The 15,045-nt window shown below is 65.6% G+C and carries 12 protein-coding genes; 4 read left to right on the top strand and 8 right to left on the bottom strand.

The genetic code is table 11. The features are described 5' to 3' along the window. Positions 1-94: 94 nt before the first annotated feature. A complete protein-coding gene (locus BM172_RS17245) occupies positions 95-3,388 on the bottom strand; it encodes a TonB-dependent receptor (RefSeq protein ID WP_026635629.1) in 3,294 nt (1,097 codons plus the stop codon). 567 nt (positions 3,389-3,955) lie between these two features. Between BM172_RS17245 and BM172_RS17250 the strand changes: the two genes are divergently transcribed. Continuing rightward, positions 3,956-5,704 (top strand): glucan ABC transporter ATP-binding protein/ permease, encoded by a 1,749-nt coding sequence (locus tag BM172_RS17250; protein ID WP_026635628.1) that lies wholly within the window; start codon positions 3,956-3,958, stop codon positions 5,702-5,704. Positions 5,705-5,762: 58 nt separating this feature from the next. Here BM172_RS17250 and BM172_RS17255 read toward each other — a convergent pair whose 3' ends face one another. Continuing rightward, positions 5,763-6,488, bottom strand: a complete 726-nt coding sequence (locus tag BM172_RS17255; RefSeq protein ID WP_026635627.1) for an outer membrane beta-barrel protein — start codon at positions 6,486-6,488, stop codon at positions 5,763-5,765. Between the two features lie 168 nt (positions 6,489-6,656). Here BM172_RS17255 and BM172_RS17260 point away from each other — a divergent pair, with 168 nt between their 5' ends. Then, entirely contained in the window at positions 6,657-6,896 is a 240-nt protein-coding gene (locus BM172_RS17260; protein ID WP_155964715.1) for a hypothetical protein, read from the top strand. Positions 6,897-6,997: 101 nt separating this feature from the next. Here BM172_RS17260 and BM172_RS17265 read toward each other — a convergent pair whose 3' ends face one another. From BM172_RS17265 to lptF, 5 genes are all read right to left on the bottom strand, one after another. Next, the gene (locus BM172_RS17265; protein ID WP_026635625.1) at positions 6,998-7,690 is read right to left on the bottom strand and encodes an outer membrane beta-barrel protein; all 693 of its coding nucleotides are present in this window, start codon (positions 7,688-7,690) and stop codon (positions 6,998-7,000) included. A gap of 183 nt (positions 7,691-7,873) precedes the next feature. After that, positions 7,874-9,151 (bottom strand): ATP-binding protein, encoded by a 1,278-nt coding sequence (locus BM172_RS17270; protein WP_231504212.1) that lies wholly within the window; start codon positions 9,149-9,151, stop codon positions 7,874-7,876. 32 nt (positions 9,152-9,183) lie between these two features. Continuing rightward, positions 9,184-9,879 carry a response regulator gene (locus tag BM172_RS17275; RefSeq protein WP_026635623.1) on the bottom strand — a complete coding sequence of 232 codons (696 nt, stop codon included), beginning with the start codon at positions 9,877-9,879 and terminating at the stop codon, positions 9,184-9,186. 403 nt (positions 9,880-10,282) lie between these two features. After that, positions 10,283-11,386 (bottom strand): LPS export ABC transporter permease LptG, encoded by a 1,104-nt coding sequence (lptG, locus tag BM172_RS17280; protein ID WP_026635622.1) that lies wholly within the window; start codon positions 11,384-11,386, stop codon positions 10,283-10,285. After that, the gene (gene lptF / locus BM172_RS17285; protein ID WP_026635621.1) at positions 11,386-12,495 is read right to left on the bottom strand and encodes an LPS export ABC transporter permease LptF; all 1,110 of its coding nucleotides are present in this window, start codon (positions 12,493-12,495) and stop codon (positions 11,386-11,388) included. Before lptF ends, lptG begins: the two co-directional genes overlap by 1 nt. 101 nt (positions 12,496-12,596) lie before the next feature. Between lptF and BM172_RS17290 the strand changes: the two genes are divergently transcribed. Beyond that, a complete protein-coding gene (locus BM172_RS17290) occupies positions 12,597-14,096 on the top strand; it encodes a leucyl aminopeptidase (RefSeq protein ID WP_026635620.1) in 1,500 nt (499 codons plus the stop codon). Between the two features lie 109 nt (positions 14,097-14,205). Further along, the gene (locus BM172_RS17295; protein ID WP_026635619.1) at positions 14,206-14,628 is read left to right on the top strand and encodes a DNA polymerase III subunit chi; all 423 of its coding nucleotides are present in this window, start codon (positions 14,206-14,208) and stop codon (positions 14,626-14,628) included. Between the two features lie 211 nt (positions 14,629-14,839). On the opposite strand, the gene BM172_RS17300 is transcribed toward BM172_RS17295, so the two are convergent. Further along, a partial coding sequence (locus tag BM172_RS17300; RefSeq protein WP_177218835.1) for a response regulator occupies positions 14,840-15,045 on the bottom strand: 206 nt, incomplete at its 5' end.

The raw sequence follows: 15,045 nt of genomic DNA on the forward strand, positions 1-15,045 counted from the left end.
AAGCGAACCCCAACCGGACGCCGGATATTGCGTGGCACCTGTTGGGGTTCGCCTGCGGCTCACCCCAACCTACGCGGTGAGCCTGGCGAATCGATCAGAACGTGTAGCGCAACGTCGCCTGCACCGACCAGCGCGACTGCGCACGATCGTCCTCCAGCACATAACCGCCGCTATTGAAGTTGCCGTTCTTGTCGGTCGGCAGCGCATACACATACTTGCCGGTCGCCGGATCGACACCGGCGAAGTTGGCAAGGCTGCGCATGTACGGGTAGCCCACGTCGCGCACCTGACCCCAACGCTTGTTGACCATGTTCAGCACATTAAACAGATCCAGCCGCAGCTCGCCCTTGTTGCCCTTCAACAGGCCGGGGATTTCCTGGCGGAAGGCCAGGTCCAGCTCGTTCACCCACGGCGAGTGGGCACCGTTGCGGCCGGCGACCTTGCCCTGGTGCTCGCGCAGATAGTCGTCGCGCTGGATGAAGGCGTAGAACTGGTCGATCGCCTGCTGCGGCGTGCCCTTCTGGAATTGCACCTCGCCCGCACGCGGGATGTAGATCAGCCCCGGCGGTGCCGACAGGCCGGCGGGCTTGATGCCGCTGACGTCGTTGCCGAACACCCAGCTGTACGGCTGTCCGGTGTGGCCGTCGTAGAACGCGCTGATGCTGGTGGCGTAGTCGCCGAAGAAACGGTGCTGCCAGGTCAGCGAGGCGATCACGCGGCGCGCGATCTCGAAATTGCTGTGGCTGGCCCGGTCCGCATTCGGCTGATACACGGCGTCATTGGCCCAGGTGCTGGCGGCCACTTTCTCGTTGCCGGAGCTGACGTCGGTGGAGCGGCCGAACACCACGCCCAGCGAAGCGGACCAGTCGGAGTCGGCGGTGAATGGGCGGCTGAGCTTGAGCGTCAGGTAATCGGCCGAGCCGTTGCGGGTATTGCTGAGATAAATGACGTTGCCGAAGCGCTGGTCGCGGTTGGCACGCGCCACCGCGCAGCTGCGATCCGCCGTGGCGCACAGCGACTGGCCGGTCGGACTCTTGCCGGTGACCAGGAAGGCGTTCGGGTCGGTGGTATTCCAGTAGCTCAGGCGACCGTCCGGCAACGCCCCGTTGGCGCGACCCAGGTTGAGGTCCTGGAAGTACACGCCATCGCGCGTGGACAGGTGCTCCACCTCGGCAGTGAACACGGTGTTCCACCACGGCAGCTGGCGATCGAAGCCCAGGCTGGCCTTCCACACCGACGGCATGCGGAAGCGCGCATCGGTCACGTCCATTTCCGGCGAACCGCCCTTGCGCGCACCGGCCGGGATCAGCGGGTTGTTCGGATCGGCCGAGAAGCCGACGCCATTGGACGCCGAGTAGCTGGTCAGCGACACGCCGTTGTTGGTGTACGGATTGGACAGCCACACGCCCGGAGGTGCGCCTTCGGACAGGCCTACGCCGCCGCGCAACTGCATCGCGCGCTCGCCGTCGAAGCTGTAGTTGAAGGAGATGCGCGGCTCGAACAGGCCGTTGCCGTCGAAGCTGGCGTTGTTCGGCGTGCCCGGATAGGCCGCATTGAAGACCGGATTGGCCAGCGGCGTGCTGCCGACCTTGGGCAGGTCGTAGCGGAAGCCGTATTGCAGCGACAGGTTGCCGATCTGCCAGGTGTCCTGCGCGAAGAAGCCCCACTGGTTGAGCGTCCAGCGCGCGGCGATGCTCTGCAGGTCGCCGTCGGTCGGACGGAACACGGTGTACTGGAACCAGTTGCCGGCGGCGAAGGCATCGATGCTCGGGAAGGTATAGGCGCCGAATTCGGTGCGGCCGAACAGGTTGTAGAACTTGTCGCGCTGGAAGTCGAAGCCCACCTTCACGCTGTGGTCGCCCAGCGCCCAGGTGCCGGCGAAGAAAGTGTTGAGGCTCTTGATGTTGAGGATGTTGTAGTGGCGGAACTCTTCCTCGCCCAGGTATACGCTGGGGCCGGTGATGGTGCTGCCGCTGATGTTGCCGTTGGTGAACACGCGCACCTGCGGCTGCTGCGCGAACGGCACCGGCGTGGCGTCATAAGTGGTGTACGACACCGCCGCCTCGGTGGAGAAGCTGTCGGTCCACGCGTCGTACGCGTTGAGCACGTACTGCTTGCTCTGGCGGTGCTTGGTGAACCAGTAGCTGGAAAGGCTGAGGCTCGGCGTGGTGGACGAGGTGCTGTAACCGTTGAGGTTGGGCTGGGTGCTCTTCACGCGGTCGAAGCGGAAGCTCACGCGATGGCCGTCGGCGATGTTCCAGTCCAGCTTGAACAGCGCGCGCTTCTCGTCCTGGTCGGCGCCGGCGGCGTTGACCACACCGGGCTTCATGCCGCGCTGGCCGGCGATCTGGGTGATGCGGTCGATATCCGACTGCGCGATCGGCACGATATTGCCCTTGCCCGAACCGAGCGGACCGAAGTTCGGTGCGGCGGCAATCGTCTTGGATTCCTCGACGTTGGCGAAGAAGAACAACTTGTCCTTGATGATCGGGCCACCGAAGGTGGCGCCGCCGGTCCACTGGCGCTTGTAGCCGGTGAACTGGTTGCCGGCGCGGTCCTTGCCTACCCAGCCGTCGGCGTTGCGGTAGGCGTAATAGGCCGAGCCGTGGAAATCGTTGGTGCCGCTCTTGGTGACGATGTTGATCGCCGCGCCCACCGCGCGCTTGTTGGCCACGTCGTAGTTGGCGGTGGAGATGTTGTATTCCTCGATCGCATCCAGCGCCACCGGCTGGTTGAGCGCCGGCAGGCCGTTGTCTTCCAGGCCGAACGAGTCGTTGGTCGGCACCGCATCGATGCTGATGTTGTTGTAGCGGCTGTTCTGGCCGAGCGCGGAGATCTCGCCCTTGCTCTTGTTGGTCACCGTGATCATCGGGTCCATCCGCGCGATGTCCTGGATCGAGCGGTTGGGGATCGGCAGCACCTTCAGCTCGCGCTGCGAGACATTGGTGCTGATGCCCTTGGCATCGGGCTGGAAGATCTGCGCCATGGCGACGCTGGCGCTGTCGGCGCTGACCTGCACGCCCTGCAGGTTGGTGGCATTGGCGGAAGCCGCGCCGAGGCTAAGGTCCAGCGTGGTCTCCTGCGCCAGCTGCAGGTAGACGCCGTCCTTCTCGCCGGAAGCGAGGCCGTCCTTGCTCACGGTGACGTCGAACGGACCGCCCACCCGCAGGCCCTGCACCTTGTAGCGGCCATCGGCGTCGGTGCTGACCGCCTGGGTAGTGCCGGAGGGCACGTGCACGATCTGCACGCGGGCGCCGGCCACGGGCTGGCCCGCGGCATCGAGCGCGCGGCCGCTCAGCGAGGAGGAAGTGTTCTGCGCATAGGCCTGGCCGGCCAGCAGCGAAGCGATGACAAGCGGCAACAGCCGCGCACGCGGACTGACGTTCATGTGGTTCCTTCCCTTTGTCCGGCGGATTTGAGGCCCGCCCCCAGAAAAGCCGCCCAAAACGGGTGGCGAAAGTGAGGCAGGTTAGAAGGGCTTTGTGACGTGGCGGTGATGTGTCTGTCACAGCGCGCGATATGGGCGGATGAAGCCGCGGGCGAGCCCCTGTCTTTCCAGCGACCTGAAGGCAATCCCCGTGGGAGAAAGGGGTGGGGGGTTAGGGTACGGCCGGAGCGCGGAAGTGATGTGCACTGCTCCACCCGCACCCTCATCCGGCTGCCGCCACCTTCTCCCGAAGGGAGAAGGTTCCAATTTGAAGATCGAGGAACAGGGAAGCGTTTGTAAGCACCGCCCGTTGAGCCCCTCTCCCTCCGGGAGAGGGGGGGTGAGGTGAGGGTGCCACCACCTTCCTCGCTCTCAGCGCCGCGCATGCTCCCGCCGTGAGAAAGCTCCCAGCTCAAAAGTTGCAGCGACTACCACCCGCTCTAACCGATGTGGCCGAATTCCAGCCATGCGCCGCGCCATGCGATGCTACGCGCCACGCGATACCGCGCCTTACGGGAAGCCGTCGCCTTGTCGTTCCTGCGCCTCTACCTGCGCGTGCTCGGCCTGCTGGCGCCGGAACGCAACCTGGCGATCACCCTGGGGCTCGCCAACCTGGCCCTGGCCGGCGTGTTCTTCCTGGAGCCGGTGCTGTTCGGCCGCGTGGTGGATGCGCTGGCCGCGCCCGCCTCCGCCGGGGCGCCGCGGCTGATCGCCTGGTGGGCGGCCGTGGGTTTCGGCGGCGTGCTGGCCGGCGTGTGGGTGTCGCTGCATGCGGACCGTCTCGCTCACCGGCGCCGGCTGGCGGCCATCGCATTGTTCTTCGAGCACGCGGCGGCGCTGTCGCTGGGCTTCCACAGCGAGCATCACACCGGCCGCCTCGCGCGCATCATGAACAACGGCGTGGGTAACCTGTTCGGCCTGTGGCTGGGCTTCTTCCGCGAACAGCTGGCGACCCTGCTGGCCATCGTGGTGATGATTCCGCTGGCGCTGTGGATGAACTGGAAGCTGGCCCTGCTGATGGTCGCGCTGATGCTGAGCTTCGCCACCTTCAACGCGGTGGCGGTGCGCCGCACGCACCGCGCGCAGGGCGAGGTGGAGGAACTGCATCACCAGATCGCCACGCGCGCGGGCGATGTGTTCGGCAACGTCACCGTGGTGCAGAGCTTCACCCGCCTGGCCGCCGAATCCGCCGCGCTCAAGGACATGATGCGCCGCGTGCTGGATGCGCAATATCCCGTGCTGCGCGGCTGGGCCATCCTGTCCGTGCTCAACCGCGCGGCAAGCACGCTGACCATCGTGGCAATCTTCGCGCTGGGCAGTGCGCTGCATGCGCGCGGCGAGGTGACGGTGGGCGGCATCGTCAGCTTCGTGGGCTTTTCGATGATGCTGATCGGGCGGCTGGAGCAGCTGGCGAACTTTATTTCAGGGCTGTTCTTCCAGAGTCAGTCATTGCGCGATTTCTTCGCAGTGCTCGACGAGCGCCCCGCCATTGTCGACACCGTCGGCGCCAAGGATCTTCCGGCGGTGCGCGGCGAAGTGGCGTTCGAGCATGTCAGCTTCGGCTACGACCCGGTGCAGCCGGCCTTACACGACCTCAGCTTCCGCGCCGAGCCCGGCAGCACGGTTGCGCTGGTCGGCCCGACCGGCGCAGGCAAGACCACCGCGCTCAGCCTGTTGTATCGCGCCTACGATCCGAGCGCCGGCCGCATCAGCATTGACGGTCACGATATCCGCGACATCACGCTGGAATCGCTGCGCTGGAATGTGGGCGTGGTGTTCCAGGATCCGGGCATGTTCTACCGCTCCATTCTCGACAACCTGCGCGTAGGCAAGCCGGATGCGGATCAGGCGGAGATCGAGGCTGCCGTGGTGGCGGCCGAAGCGGCGGCGTTTATTGCGCACAAGCCCGAAGGCTACGAGACCATGGTCGCCGAGCGCGGGCGTTCGCTGTCCGGCGGCGAGCGGCAGCGGCTGGCGATTGCGCGAGCGATGCTGAAGAACGCGCCGATCCTGGTGCTGGATGAAGCGACCAGCGCCTTGGACAACACCACCGAGGCGCGCATCCAGCGGGCGCTGGATGCGCTGACGCGAGGGCGAACGACGTTCGTGATCGCCCATCGCCTTTCCACGGTGCGCAATGCCGATCTGATCCTGGTGCTGGATCAGGGCCGGCTGGTGGAACAGGGCCGATTCGCCGAATTGATCCGGCGCGGGGGCTTGTTTGCCCGACTGGCCGAAGAGGGCAAATTCGCCGCGGACGCGGAAGAGGCCATATAGCGCCGACCCCTGCGGAGCTCTGCGCAATCCATGGCTCGTACCGCAGCAGGTTCGGCTGTCAATCGAAGTGATAGAGCAGGCCTAGCGACATCTGGCTGGTTCGCAGCTTCCTGCCGACGGCGGTGCGTTCGATCTTCTTGCCCATGGCCGACAGGTTGCTGATCTCGCCGCGAATGGCCAGCTGCTTATTGAGGTACCACTGAGCCCCGAGGCCAATCGATAGCTCCATGCCGCTTTCGCTGACATCGCGCGAGTATCGTTGGACCCGCACCGGGCGGCCGGTACGGATGGCACGATTGCGCGCTTCAGCGTTGTGACGCACACCGTCACGAACCGGCCCAAGCCTGTCTTGCATGTATCCGAGGCTGACTTTGCCATACAGCTCGAAGCGGTTCCCCAATGGCATGATGCCCAGTGCACTCAACTGCACGCCGACCTTCTGAAACTTGGCATTGACCACCTGACCGCCGCCAGCCCGCAGCGCGGACACGTTCGCGCCGCGAGTCATTCCGCCATAGCCCGCTTCCACGGCGAAATGATCACCGAATCGATAACCCAGGCCGATCCCGTAGCCGGCCCCCGAGCTTTTCGATTTATGCTGGGCCTGACCGTGGCGGAGCCCGTCCCAGGCCGCTGCGGCATAGACATTGACCTTCTTCACCGCGGCGAAGACATATGCGCCGTGGCGCTGTTCCGGACTTACCGGGCTGGCCGCTGCGGCGACACGAGCGGCTGCGGCGAATCCCAGCGAAATGGCGGCAAGAGCAACATGCATGGGTGTCATGGCAAATTCCTTGATCGGCGACGATCGCCTTCAGCCATGCTGGTGATATCCGCCCTACCCGTCAGTGCAGATTTGGTGTTCCCTTAGTGAGCGCATAGCCTGTTTTCGTAACTTGCTGTACTGGAATCGCTGCGCTGGAATATTGGCGTGGCGTACCGGGATCCCGGCGTGTTCCATCGCCCGGTCCTCGACAATCTGCGCGTGAGCAAGACCGGCACCGATCACCCTGAAATCGAGGTTGCCGTAGTCGCAGCCGAAACAGCGGCGTTCATCGCGCGCAAGCCGGAACGCTACGAGATGATGGTGGCGCAGCGCGGGCGCTCGTTGTCCGGCGGCGAGCGCCAGCACCCGCCGATCGCGCGGGCGATATCGCACACTGCCTGTCCACCGTGCGCAATGCCGACCTGATCCTGGTGCTGGATCAGAGTCGGCTGGTAAAAGAAGGGGTCCAGGCCACGCGGCGCATGCACCCGGATCCGCTTGCAACACATCCCGTCCGAACTACGCAGTTAATCCAGGCGATACACCAGGCCGAGCGTTGCCTGACCGACGCATAGCTTTCTACCGCCGGCAGCCCGCTCGATCTTCTTGCCCGCCGCCGAGAGACCGCCGATCTCGCCGCGAATCGCCAGTTTATCGTTCACATGATACTGGGCTCCCAGGCCAAACGTGACGATCCCCATACTATCGCTGAGATTGCTCGAGGACCGGCCGCGACGCGCCCCTGCTTTCGGCGGCTGGGCCTGGCGCGGGATCGGCCCGAACTTGTTCTGCATGTATGCAAGGCTGGCCCTGCCATACAGCTCGAAGTGCTGGCCGAGCGGAATGATGCCGAGCGCACTTATCTGCAGACCGTTCGTGCGAAATTTTCTGCCCTGCGCTCGCCCGTCAGCGGCGGGAAGCATCGGCACATTGGCGCCCGACATGCCGCGGTAGCCTCCTTCCAGCGCGAAGTGGTCGCCGAAGCGATAGCCCACGCCAAAGCCATATCCCAATGCCGAGGATGTCGATTTCTTGAGCGCCTTGCCGCCTGGCACGCGTGCCTGCAGCGCGGCGGCCTGGACGCTGGCCGAGCCGATGTCGCCGAAAAGATAGGCCCCATGACGTTCCTTCCGGCTCGACTGTTCCGCCGCCTGGGTGACGCATGGCGAGGCGGCAGCGAACACCGCCGCTGCGACAAAGGCTGTACTCTTGAATTTCATGGGCGGACTACTCCAGAGGGCGGGACTATTCCCGCACCGCCATGCTGTCGGAACGAGCAGGCCCTCTCAGTAGGCTTTTGATGGCCTTAAGGCAACGCCATGCTTTTCGTTCGTAACAGCAAGTAACCGGACTGCGCTGCCTGAAGGCAACACGAAACAACGCGTCGTTCATCCGCGAATCGCTCACGCCGACAGGGCCAGGCGGAACAGCGCACCACCCAGCTTTGAATCGCCTACGTCGCACCAGCCGCCATGCTTTTCCGCAACGACGCGGACCAGCGCCAGCCCAAGGCCGCAATTGCCGCCACCGTTGCGCACCTGCACGAACGGTTCATAGATGCGTCCACGCAACCCAGCCGGCACACCGGGACCATCATCTTCGACAACGAACAATATCGCCTCATCGACGCGACACAGGCTGACTTCGATCCGATCCGACGCATAGCGCCGCGCATTCCCGATCAGGTTGCGAAGGGCCAGCTTCACCAGCTCCGCATCCGCCCGGAAGCCGGCAATGTCCGGATCCGCAAAGGTCACCGTCGCCTTTCCGCCGGAAGCGAGCTCCGCTCTGCAGGTATCGATGAACCGGCGGGCATCCACGTAACCCCTGTTCACGCTCCCGCAGCGATCGACGCGCGCATACGCCATGCTGTCTTCCGCAAGTCGATCCAGGCTATCGATATCAGCCTCGATGCTCGCCCGATAGCTGTTTCGCGATGCCGCGTCGCCGGCGCCATCCATCAGATCAAGCCCGAAACGCATGCGCGCGAGCGGCGTACGTATCTCGTGCACCACCGCCTGGGCCAGCAGGTGCTGGGCCTCCAGCAGGCGCTGGATGTCATCGGCCATGCGATTGAAGATATGCCCCAGGGGCACGATCAGGCGGTTACTCAGCTTGTCCGCACGGGTGGATAGATCGCCCGCACCCAATCGCGATGCCACGCCATACAGAAGATGGATATCGCGCCAGAGCCGATAGACCAGCACATAGAACGGCAGGGCGAGGCCCATGGCGATGATCAGCCAGGGGGCGATCTCTTCCAGCAGCGCATTCGATTCGTCTTCTCCATAGACGCTCATCGCATAAGGATTCAGCGCTACGACCATTGGCGTACCTGAGATCGCCTTGTAGCTGTTCACTCTTTCCGCGTCGAGGACAATCAGCCCCTCCGCCAGGGAGGCGTGCTCTGCGTCCGGCAATTCTTTCCGCGCCTGCTCATGGTCGATCAGCCGGAACGGATAGGCAAAATCGCTTTTCATGGCCTTGGTCAATGCCTCCCAGTCCTGCCTTGGCGTGACCAGATAGCGCTGCTCGATAAGGCGGTAGAGCCCTTGCATTTTCGCTCGCTCATAGCGAGCGGAGGCCTCGGCCCACTCGGTCGCCTCGAGCCACCCGAACAGTCCGCCGAGCATCATCAGGAGCAGCACATAGAACAGTGCAGCACCCGCGAAATAGCGCACCGGCAACAACGAAGCCCGAAGCCCACCCCACTTCATGCCGATGGCAGGCCGTTCTTTCGACAGAACAGGTAGCCTTTGCCGCGCACTGTCTTGATGTACTCCTGCCCTTCATCGTCGGTACCGAGCTTGCGCCGAAGGCGGCAGATGCGCGCATCGATCGAGCGGTCCAGGCCGTCGAACTCGATGCCGCGAAGGTCTCGCATCAGAGCGTCCCGGCTCAGCACCTCCCCGCCCTTTTTGGCCAGACACCAGAGCAGATCGAATTCCGCGGTGGTCATTTCAATCGTGCGTCCCTGACATACGACCTCACGTGCGGCGCGCTCGATCCTGAATTCCCCGAAACAGAGCGCTCCCGCGCATGGCTCGACGGTTTTGCGCCTGAGGTGCGCGCGTATCCGCGCAAGCAGCACCCGCGGCTGTACAGGCTTGGCGATGTAATCGTCGGCACCCAGTTCGAGGCCAAGCACCTGGTCGATATCGTCGGTCCGGGCGGTGAGCATCATGATGACGCCGCGGTAATGCGCGCGAATCTCCTTGCATACCTCGAAGCCGTCCCTTCCGGGCAGCTGCAGGTCCAGCAGAACCACCGCAGGATCGATGTGCTGCAACGTTTCCACGGCCCTGGCGCCATCCCGCTGAACAGTCACAGGGTAGCCATGGCCGGTCAGATAGTCGCGCATCAGCTCGGACAGGCGATCGTCGTCCTCGACCAGAAAAATGCCTGACATCGATAGCCGCCTCTTATCTGCATGCGTGGACGTCGAAACTACCTATCGGACGGAGGTTTCTGCGCGATCGCAAGGCCACATCCGTTCAAAAGCGTAGCGAAGAGGCACAGAGCGATCGTTCCGATTCCGATGTCGGACTAGCCTAAAGGCGTGCCTCAATGGACCGATCCGGCGCAATACCGATGCAATGATGCGCACGGCGCCTCCGCGTCGCCTGGGCATCGATGGATTCCGAAACGCTGACCGTGCCGCTCGGAATCGAACAGCTGTATCCGGATCAGAGGCAAGATCCGCTGCCTCGCAGGCAAGCATGACATGGGTTAAACGTCGTGACGGCAACGAAGGCCACCGAGACGAATAGCGCGTGGACTTTCCGGTCCAGCCTTCCCTGTGGTGCGGGCGGCTATCCGTGCTTGCGAAAATAAAGCCAGGCGGCCACCGCCAGAATCACCGCCGGCAACAGATTCGCCAGCATCGGCGGCACGCCATACACCGTACCGAAATTCACCATAGCCTTCTGCAGGAAGTACCAGCCGATCGCCAGCAGGATGCCGATGAACATGCGCTTGCCCAGGCCACCGGAACGCAAGGTGCCAAACGCAAACGGCATTGCACACAACACCAGCACCAGCACATTCAGCGGATACAGCGCACGCGTCCAGAACGCCACCGCGTAGACGCCGGGGTTCTGGTTATTGGCTTCGAGGTACCGGATATTCCGCCGCAGATCGCGCATCGGCAGATACTGCGGCTGGATCACCGACTGCTCCAGCACCTGCGGATTGAGGCTCGAATCCCACTGCTCCCTGGGGCTCACCCGGCTATGCGTGCCGGCGTCGTCCAAGGTGGTGCTGCGCACGTCGCTCATCACCCAGTGGCGGCCATCGTGCTCGGCCGTCTTGGCCCAGTCGAAGCGGGTGAGCTGTCCGTCCTTGCTCAGCGTGAACACGCGCACGTCGGCCAGCTGCACCGTGCTGCGCTCGCCGGTCTGCTTGGCCATCGCCGCCTTGGCGTTGATCACGCGGTCGCCGTCGCGCGCCCACAGGCCGGTATTGCCGGCCATGCCGAGATTGCTCGACTTCATGCGCAGCTGCATCGCCTGCGCCTGGCGATCGCCCCACGGCGCCGCGGTCTCGCCCAGGATGACCACGCCGATGATCATCAACGTGACCACGCCCACCGCCGACACGCCGATGCGCAGCTTGGACATGCCCGCCGCGCGCAGCGCGGTCAGCTCGCCGCTGGCAGCCAGGCCGCCCAGCGCGAGCAGGCCGCCGATCAGCGCGGAGTGGCCGAACATCTCGTACATGCGGCGAGGGAAGGTGACCAGCACGTACACCACCGCGTTGGTGAGCGTGTAGCCGTTCTTGCCCACCGCGCCGAGCTGGCGCAGCAGCTGCAGCACGGCGTCGAGGCCGGTCAGCAGCAGCCATACGGTGAGCAGCGAGCCCAGCACCGTGGTGCCGATCAGCCAGTCGACGCGCTTGAGGCGGAGCGACACGGCCATCAGGCTTTACCCTTGCGCGGGGCGCGCGCCACGTACTGGTTGCGGAACATCCACGCGGCGCCGGCGAACACCAGCAGGCTGACCAGCCACATCGGCCCGGCGTTATGCCAGTGGCCCTTGATGATCTGGCCGCGGCACAGCGCCAGCAGGTTGAAGTAGAGGAAGAACGCCGCCACCGCCAGCAGCATGCGCCCGTAGCGCGGCTCGCGCGGGGTCTGCTTGGACATCGGCAGCGACAGCATCATCAGCACCACCGCCATCAACGGCACGGTGACGCGCCAGGCCAGCTCGGCGCGCGCGTCGGCATTGGTGACGCGCGACAGCGCGATGGTGTCCAGCGTATGCGCGGGATCCTCGTCGCTGTCGTCGTTCTGCACGTTGGACAGCGAGGCGTCGTTGCGCGCGTAGCTCATCTTGCGCCAGTTGTCGGCGCCCAGCGGCAGCTCGTACTGCCAACCGTCGTGCAGCGAGAGATAACGGCCGTCGCCGCTGGTGTCCTGATACAGCTGGCCGCTCTTGCCGGTGACCAGCTTGAGCACCGGCGGACCGTTCTCCTTGCCGGGACGCTCGGTGACCATCAGGGTGTTGCCCAGCACGCTGCCGTCGCGGCTGAGGCTGTCGACGAAAATGATGCCGCCCTTGCCGGGCAGCGTGGTGAAGCGGCCGGCGTCGAGGCCGGCGGCGATCACCGAACGGTTGGCATTGGCCACCAGCGCGTCGGAAGTGCGCGCCGCCCAGGGCCCGAGCCACATCGACATGATGCCCGACAGCACCGCCAGCCCCAGCGCCAGGATGCCGACCGGGCGCAGCAGGCCGGTCGGTCCCATGCCGGAGGACGCCAGCACGTGCATCTCGCTCTCGCGGTACATCCGTCCCAGCGCCCAGAACACGCCCAGGAACCCGGCCAGCGGCAGCAGGTTCGACAGGCCGTCGAGCATGTTCAGGCCCAGCACCTGGAACATCACGCTGGCGGGGAAGCTGCCGTTGGCCACCTGCTGCAGCACGCGAGCGAACGCCGAGCCGGCCATGATGACCAGCAGCACGGTGGCCACGGCGGCGACCGTCTGGGCCAGTTCGCGCAGGAAGTATCGGTCGAGGATGCTCAGCATGAGGTAAAGTGAAAAGCTCCGTGCCTCGCCCCGCTCGGGCCCGGCAAACCCCAAGTCTAGCCTGTCCGCCGCTTCGGCAGGACCTCCGCAGGATCTTATCGATGACGCTCCAGTTCAGCCTCGGCCCCGTCGCTCCCGAAACCGTCGACACCCCCTGCGTGGTGGTCGGCGTCTACGAGAACGGCGTGTTCAGCAGTGCGGCCGCCCGCGTGGACACCGCCGCCCAGGGGGCGATCAAGCGCCAGGTCGAGAGCGGCGACATCAGCGGCAAGGCCGGCAGCATCAACCTGCTGTTCGCCCCGGAAGGCGTCACCGCCAGGCGCGTGCTGGTGGTGGGCCTGGGCAGCCAGAAATCCTTCGACGGCGCGCGTTTCCAGAAGATCTGCCTGGAAGCCACCCGGGCCCTCGGCCGGCTGCCGATCGACGCGGCGGTGTCCTGCCTGACCGAAGTCGAGGTGCCCGGCCGCGACGCCGCCTGGCGCGTGCGCACCGCCGCGCTGGCCGCCGACCATGCCGCCTACCGCTACACCGCCACCTTCAAGCCGCGCGAGAAGAGCGCGCAGCCGGAACTGGGCGCGCTGGCCTTCGCCGGCGGCGACGACGGCCAGGCCGGCCTGGACCAGGCCGCCGCCATCGCGGAAGGCGTGCGCTTCGCCCGCGAGCTGGCCAACCTGCCGCCGAACATCTGCAACCCCGCCTATATCGCCGGGCAGGCGCAGGCCTTCGCCGCGGCGCATGACCAGGTCGAGTGCCGCGTGCTCGATCACGAGGAAATGGAACGGCTCAGCTTCGGCTCCCTGCTTGCGGTGGGCCGCGGCTCGGCCAACAAGCCCAAGCTGGTGGTGCTGGAATACAAGGGCGGCACCGAGGGCGACAAGCCCTACGCCTTCGTCGGCAAGGGCATCACCTTCGACACCGGCGGCATCAGCCTCAAGCCCGGCGCCGGCATGGAAGAAATGAAGTACGACATGGGCGGCGCGGCCGGCGTGCTCGGCGCCTTCGTCGCCACGGTGAAGATGGGCCTGCCGGTGAACCTCGCCTGCGTGGTGCCGGCGGTGGAGAACATGCCCGACGGCGACGCCTACCGTCCCAGCGACGTGCTCACCAGCCTTTCCGGCCTCACCATCGAAGTGCTCAACACCGATGCGGAAGGCCGCCTGATCCTGTGCGATGCGCTGACCTACACCGCGCAGACCTTCCAGCCCAAGGTGCTGATCGACGCGGCGACGCTCACCGGCGCCTGCGTGGTCGCGCTGGGCAAGCACGCCAGCGGCCTGATGAGCAAGCACGACGACCTGGCCGCCGAGCTGCTCGCCGCCGGCGAAGCCTCGCTGGACCGCGCCTGGCGCCTGCCGCTGTGGGACGACTACCAGGTACAGCTGGATTCGGGCTTCGCCGACGTCGCCAACATCGGCGGCAAGAACGCCGGCGCGATCACCGCCGGCTGCTTCCTGGCCCGCTTCACCGAGGGCCAGCGCTGGGCCCACCTGGATATCGCCGGCACCGCCTGGGACGAAGGCCGCAAGGGCATGGCCACCGGCCGCCCGGTACCGCTGCTGGCGCAGTGGCTGATCGACCGCGCCTCCGGCGCGGGCGCGTGAACGCGCGGGGAGTCGGGAATAGAGAATAGGGAATCGCAAAGCCTCCAAGGCTCGCGCAACCTGCTCTTCCTATTCCCTATTCCCGATTCTCTATTCCCAGGCAAAGCCCATGCCCCGCGCCGACTTCTACCTGATCGACAAGCCGCGCTTCCGCGAACAGCCCCTGCTGCTGGTGTGCGAGCTGGCCAGGCGCGCCTATGCGGCGCAGCAGCCCACCCTGGTGCTCGCCCGCGATTTCGAGCAGGCCGAGGCGATCGACCAGCTGCTGTGGGACTTCGACGAGGACGCCTGGATTCCGCACCAGATCGCCGGCGACGAAGACGACGACAACACCGCCGTGCTGATCGTGCCGCCGGGCGTGGAAACGCCGGACCGCCCGATGCTGATCAACCTGCGCGAGACCTGCCCGGCCGGCCGCTACGAACGGGTGCTGGAAGTGGTCGCCGCGGAGCCCGCCGAGCGCGAGGGTTCGCGCACGCGCTGGGGGGAGTACAAGCGGCTGGGCATCGAGGTCGCCAAGCACGATATGTAATTGGAGCCCCTCTCCCTTCGGGAGAGGGGTTGGGGTGAGGGTACGGGCGGAGCGCAAGGGTGATGTGCACCGCTCCGTCCGCACCCTCATCCGGCTGCCGCCACCTTCCTCGCTCCTCAGAGCCGCGCACATCCATGTGCGCTCCCCGCGTGCTCTCCCACGGGGACTACCTTCGGGTCGCCGGAGGGAGAAGGGCTCCAACCTGGAAAGCTCACGGATACGCCGCCGGCTCGACGTGCCGCTCGGCCACCACCACCGTCGCCAGCGCCTCGGCCAGCTGCTCGCCCGTCAGCGGCTTACGCAGGAAACCATCCATTCCCGCCGCCCGCGCACGCTCTTCTTCATCGCCGCCGGAACGCGCCGTGATCGCGATGATCGGCAAGTGCGCGCCCGCCGTTTCGCGCTGGCGGATCAGCC

This window comes from Dyella marensis (genome assembly GCF_900112865.1).
GTDB lineage: Bacteria > Pseudomonadota > Gammaproteobacteria > Xanthomonadales > Rhodanobacteraceae > Dyella_D > Dyella_D marensis_A.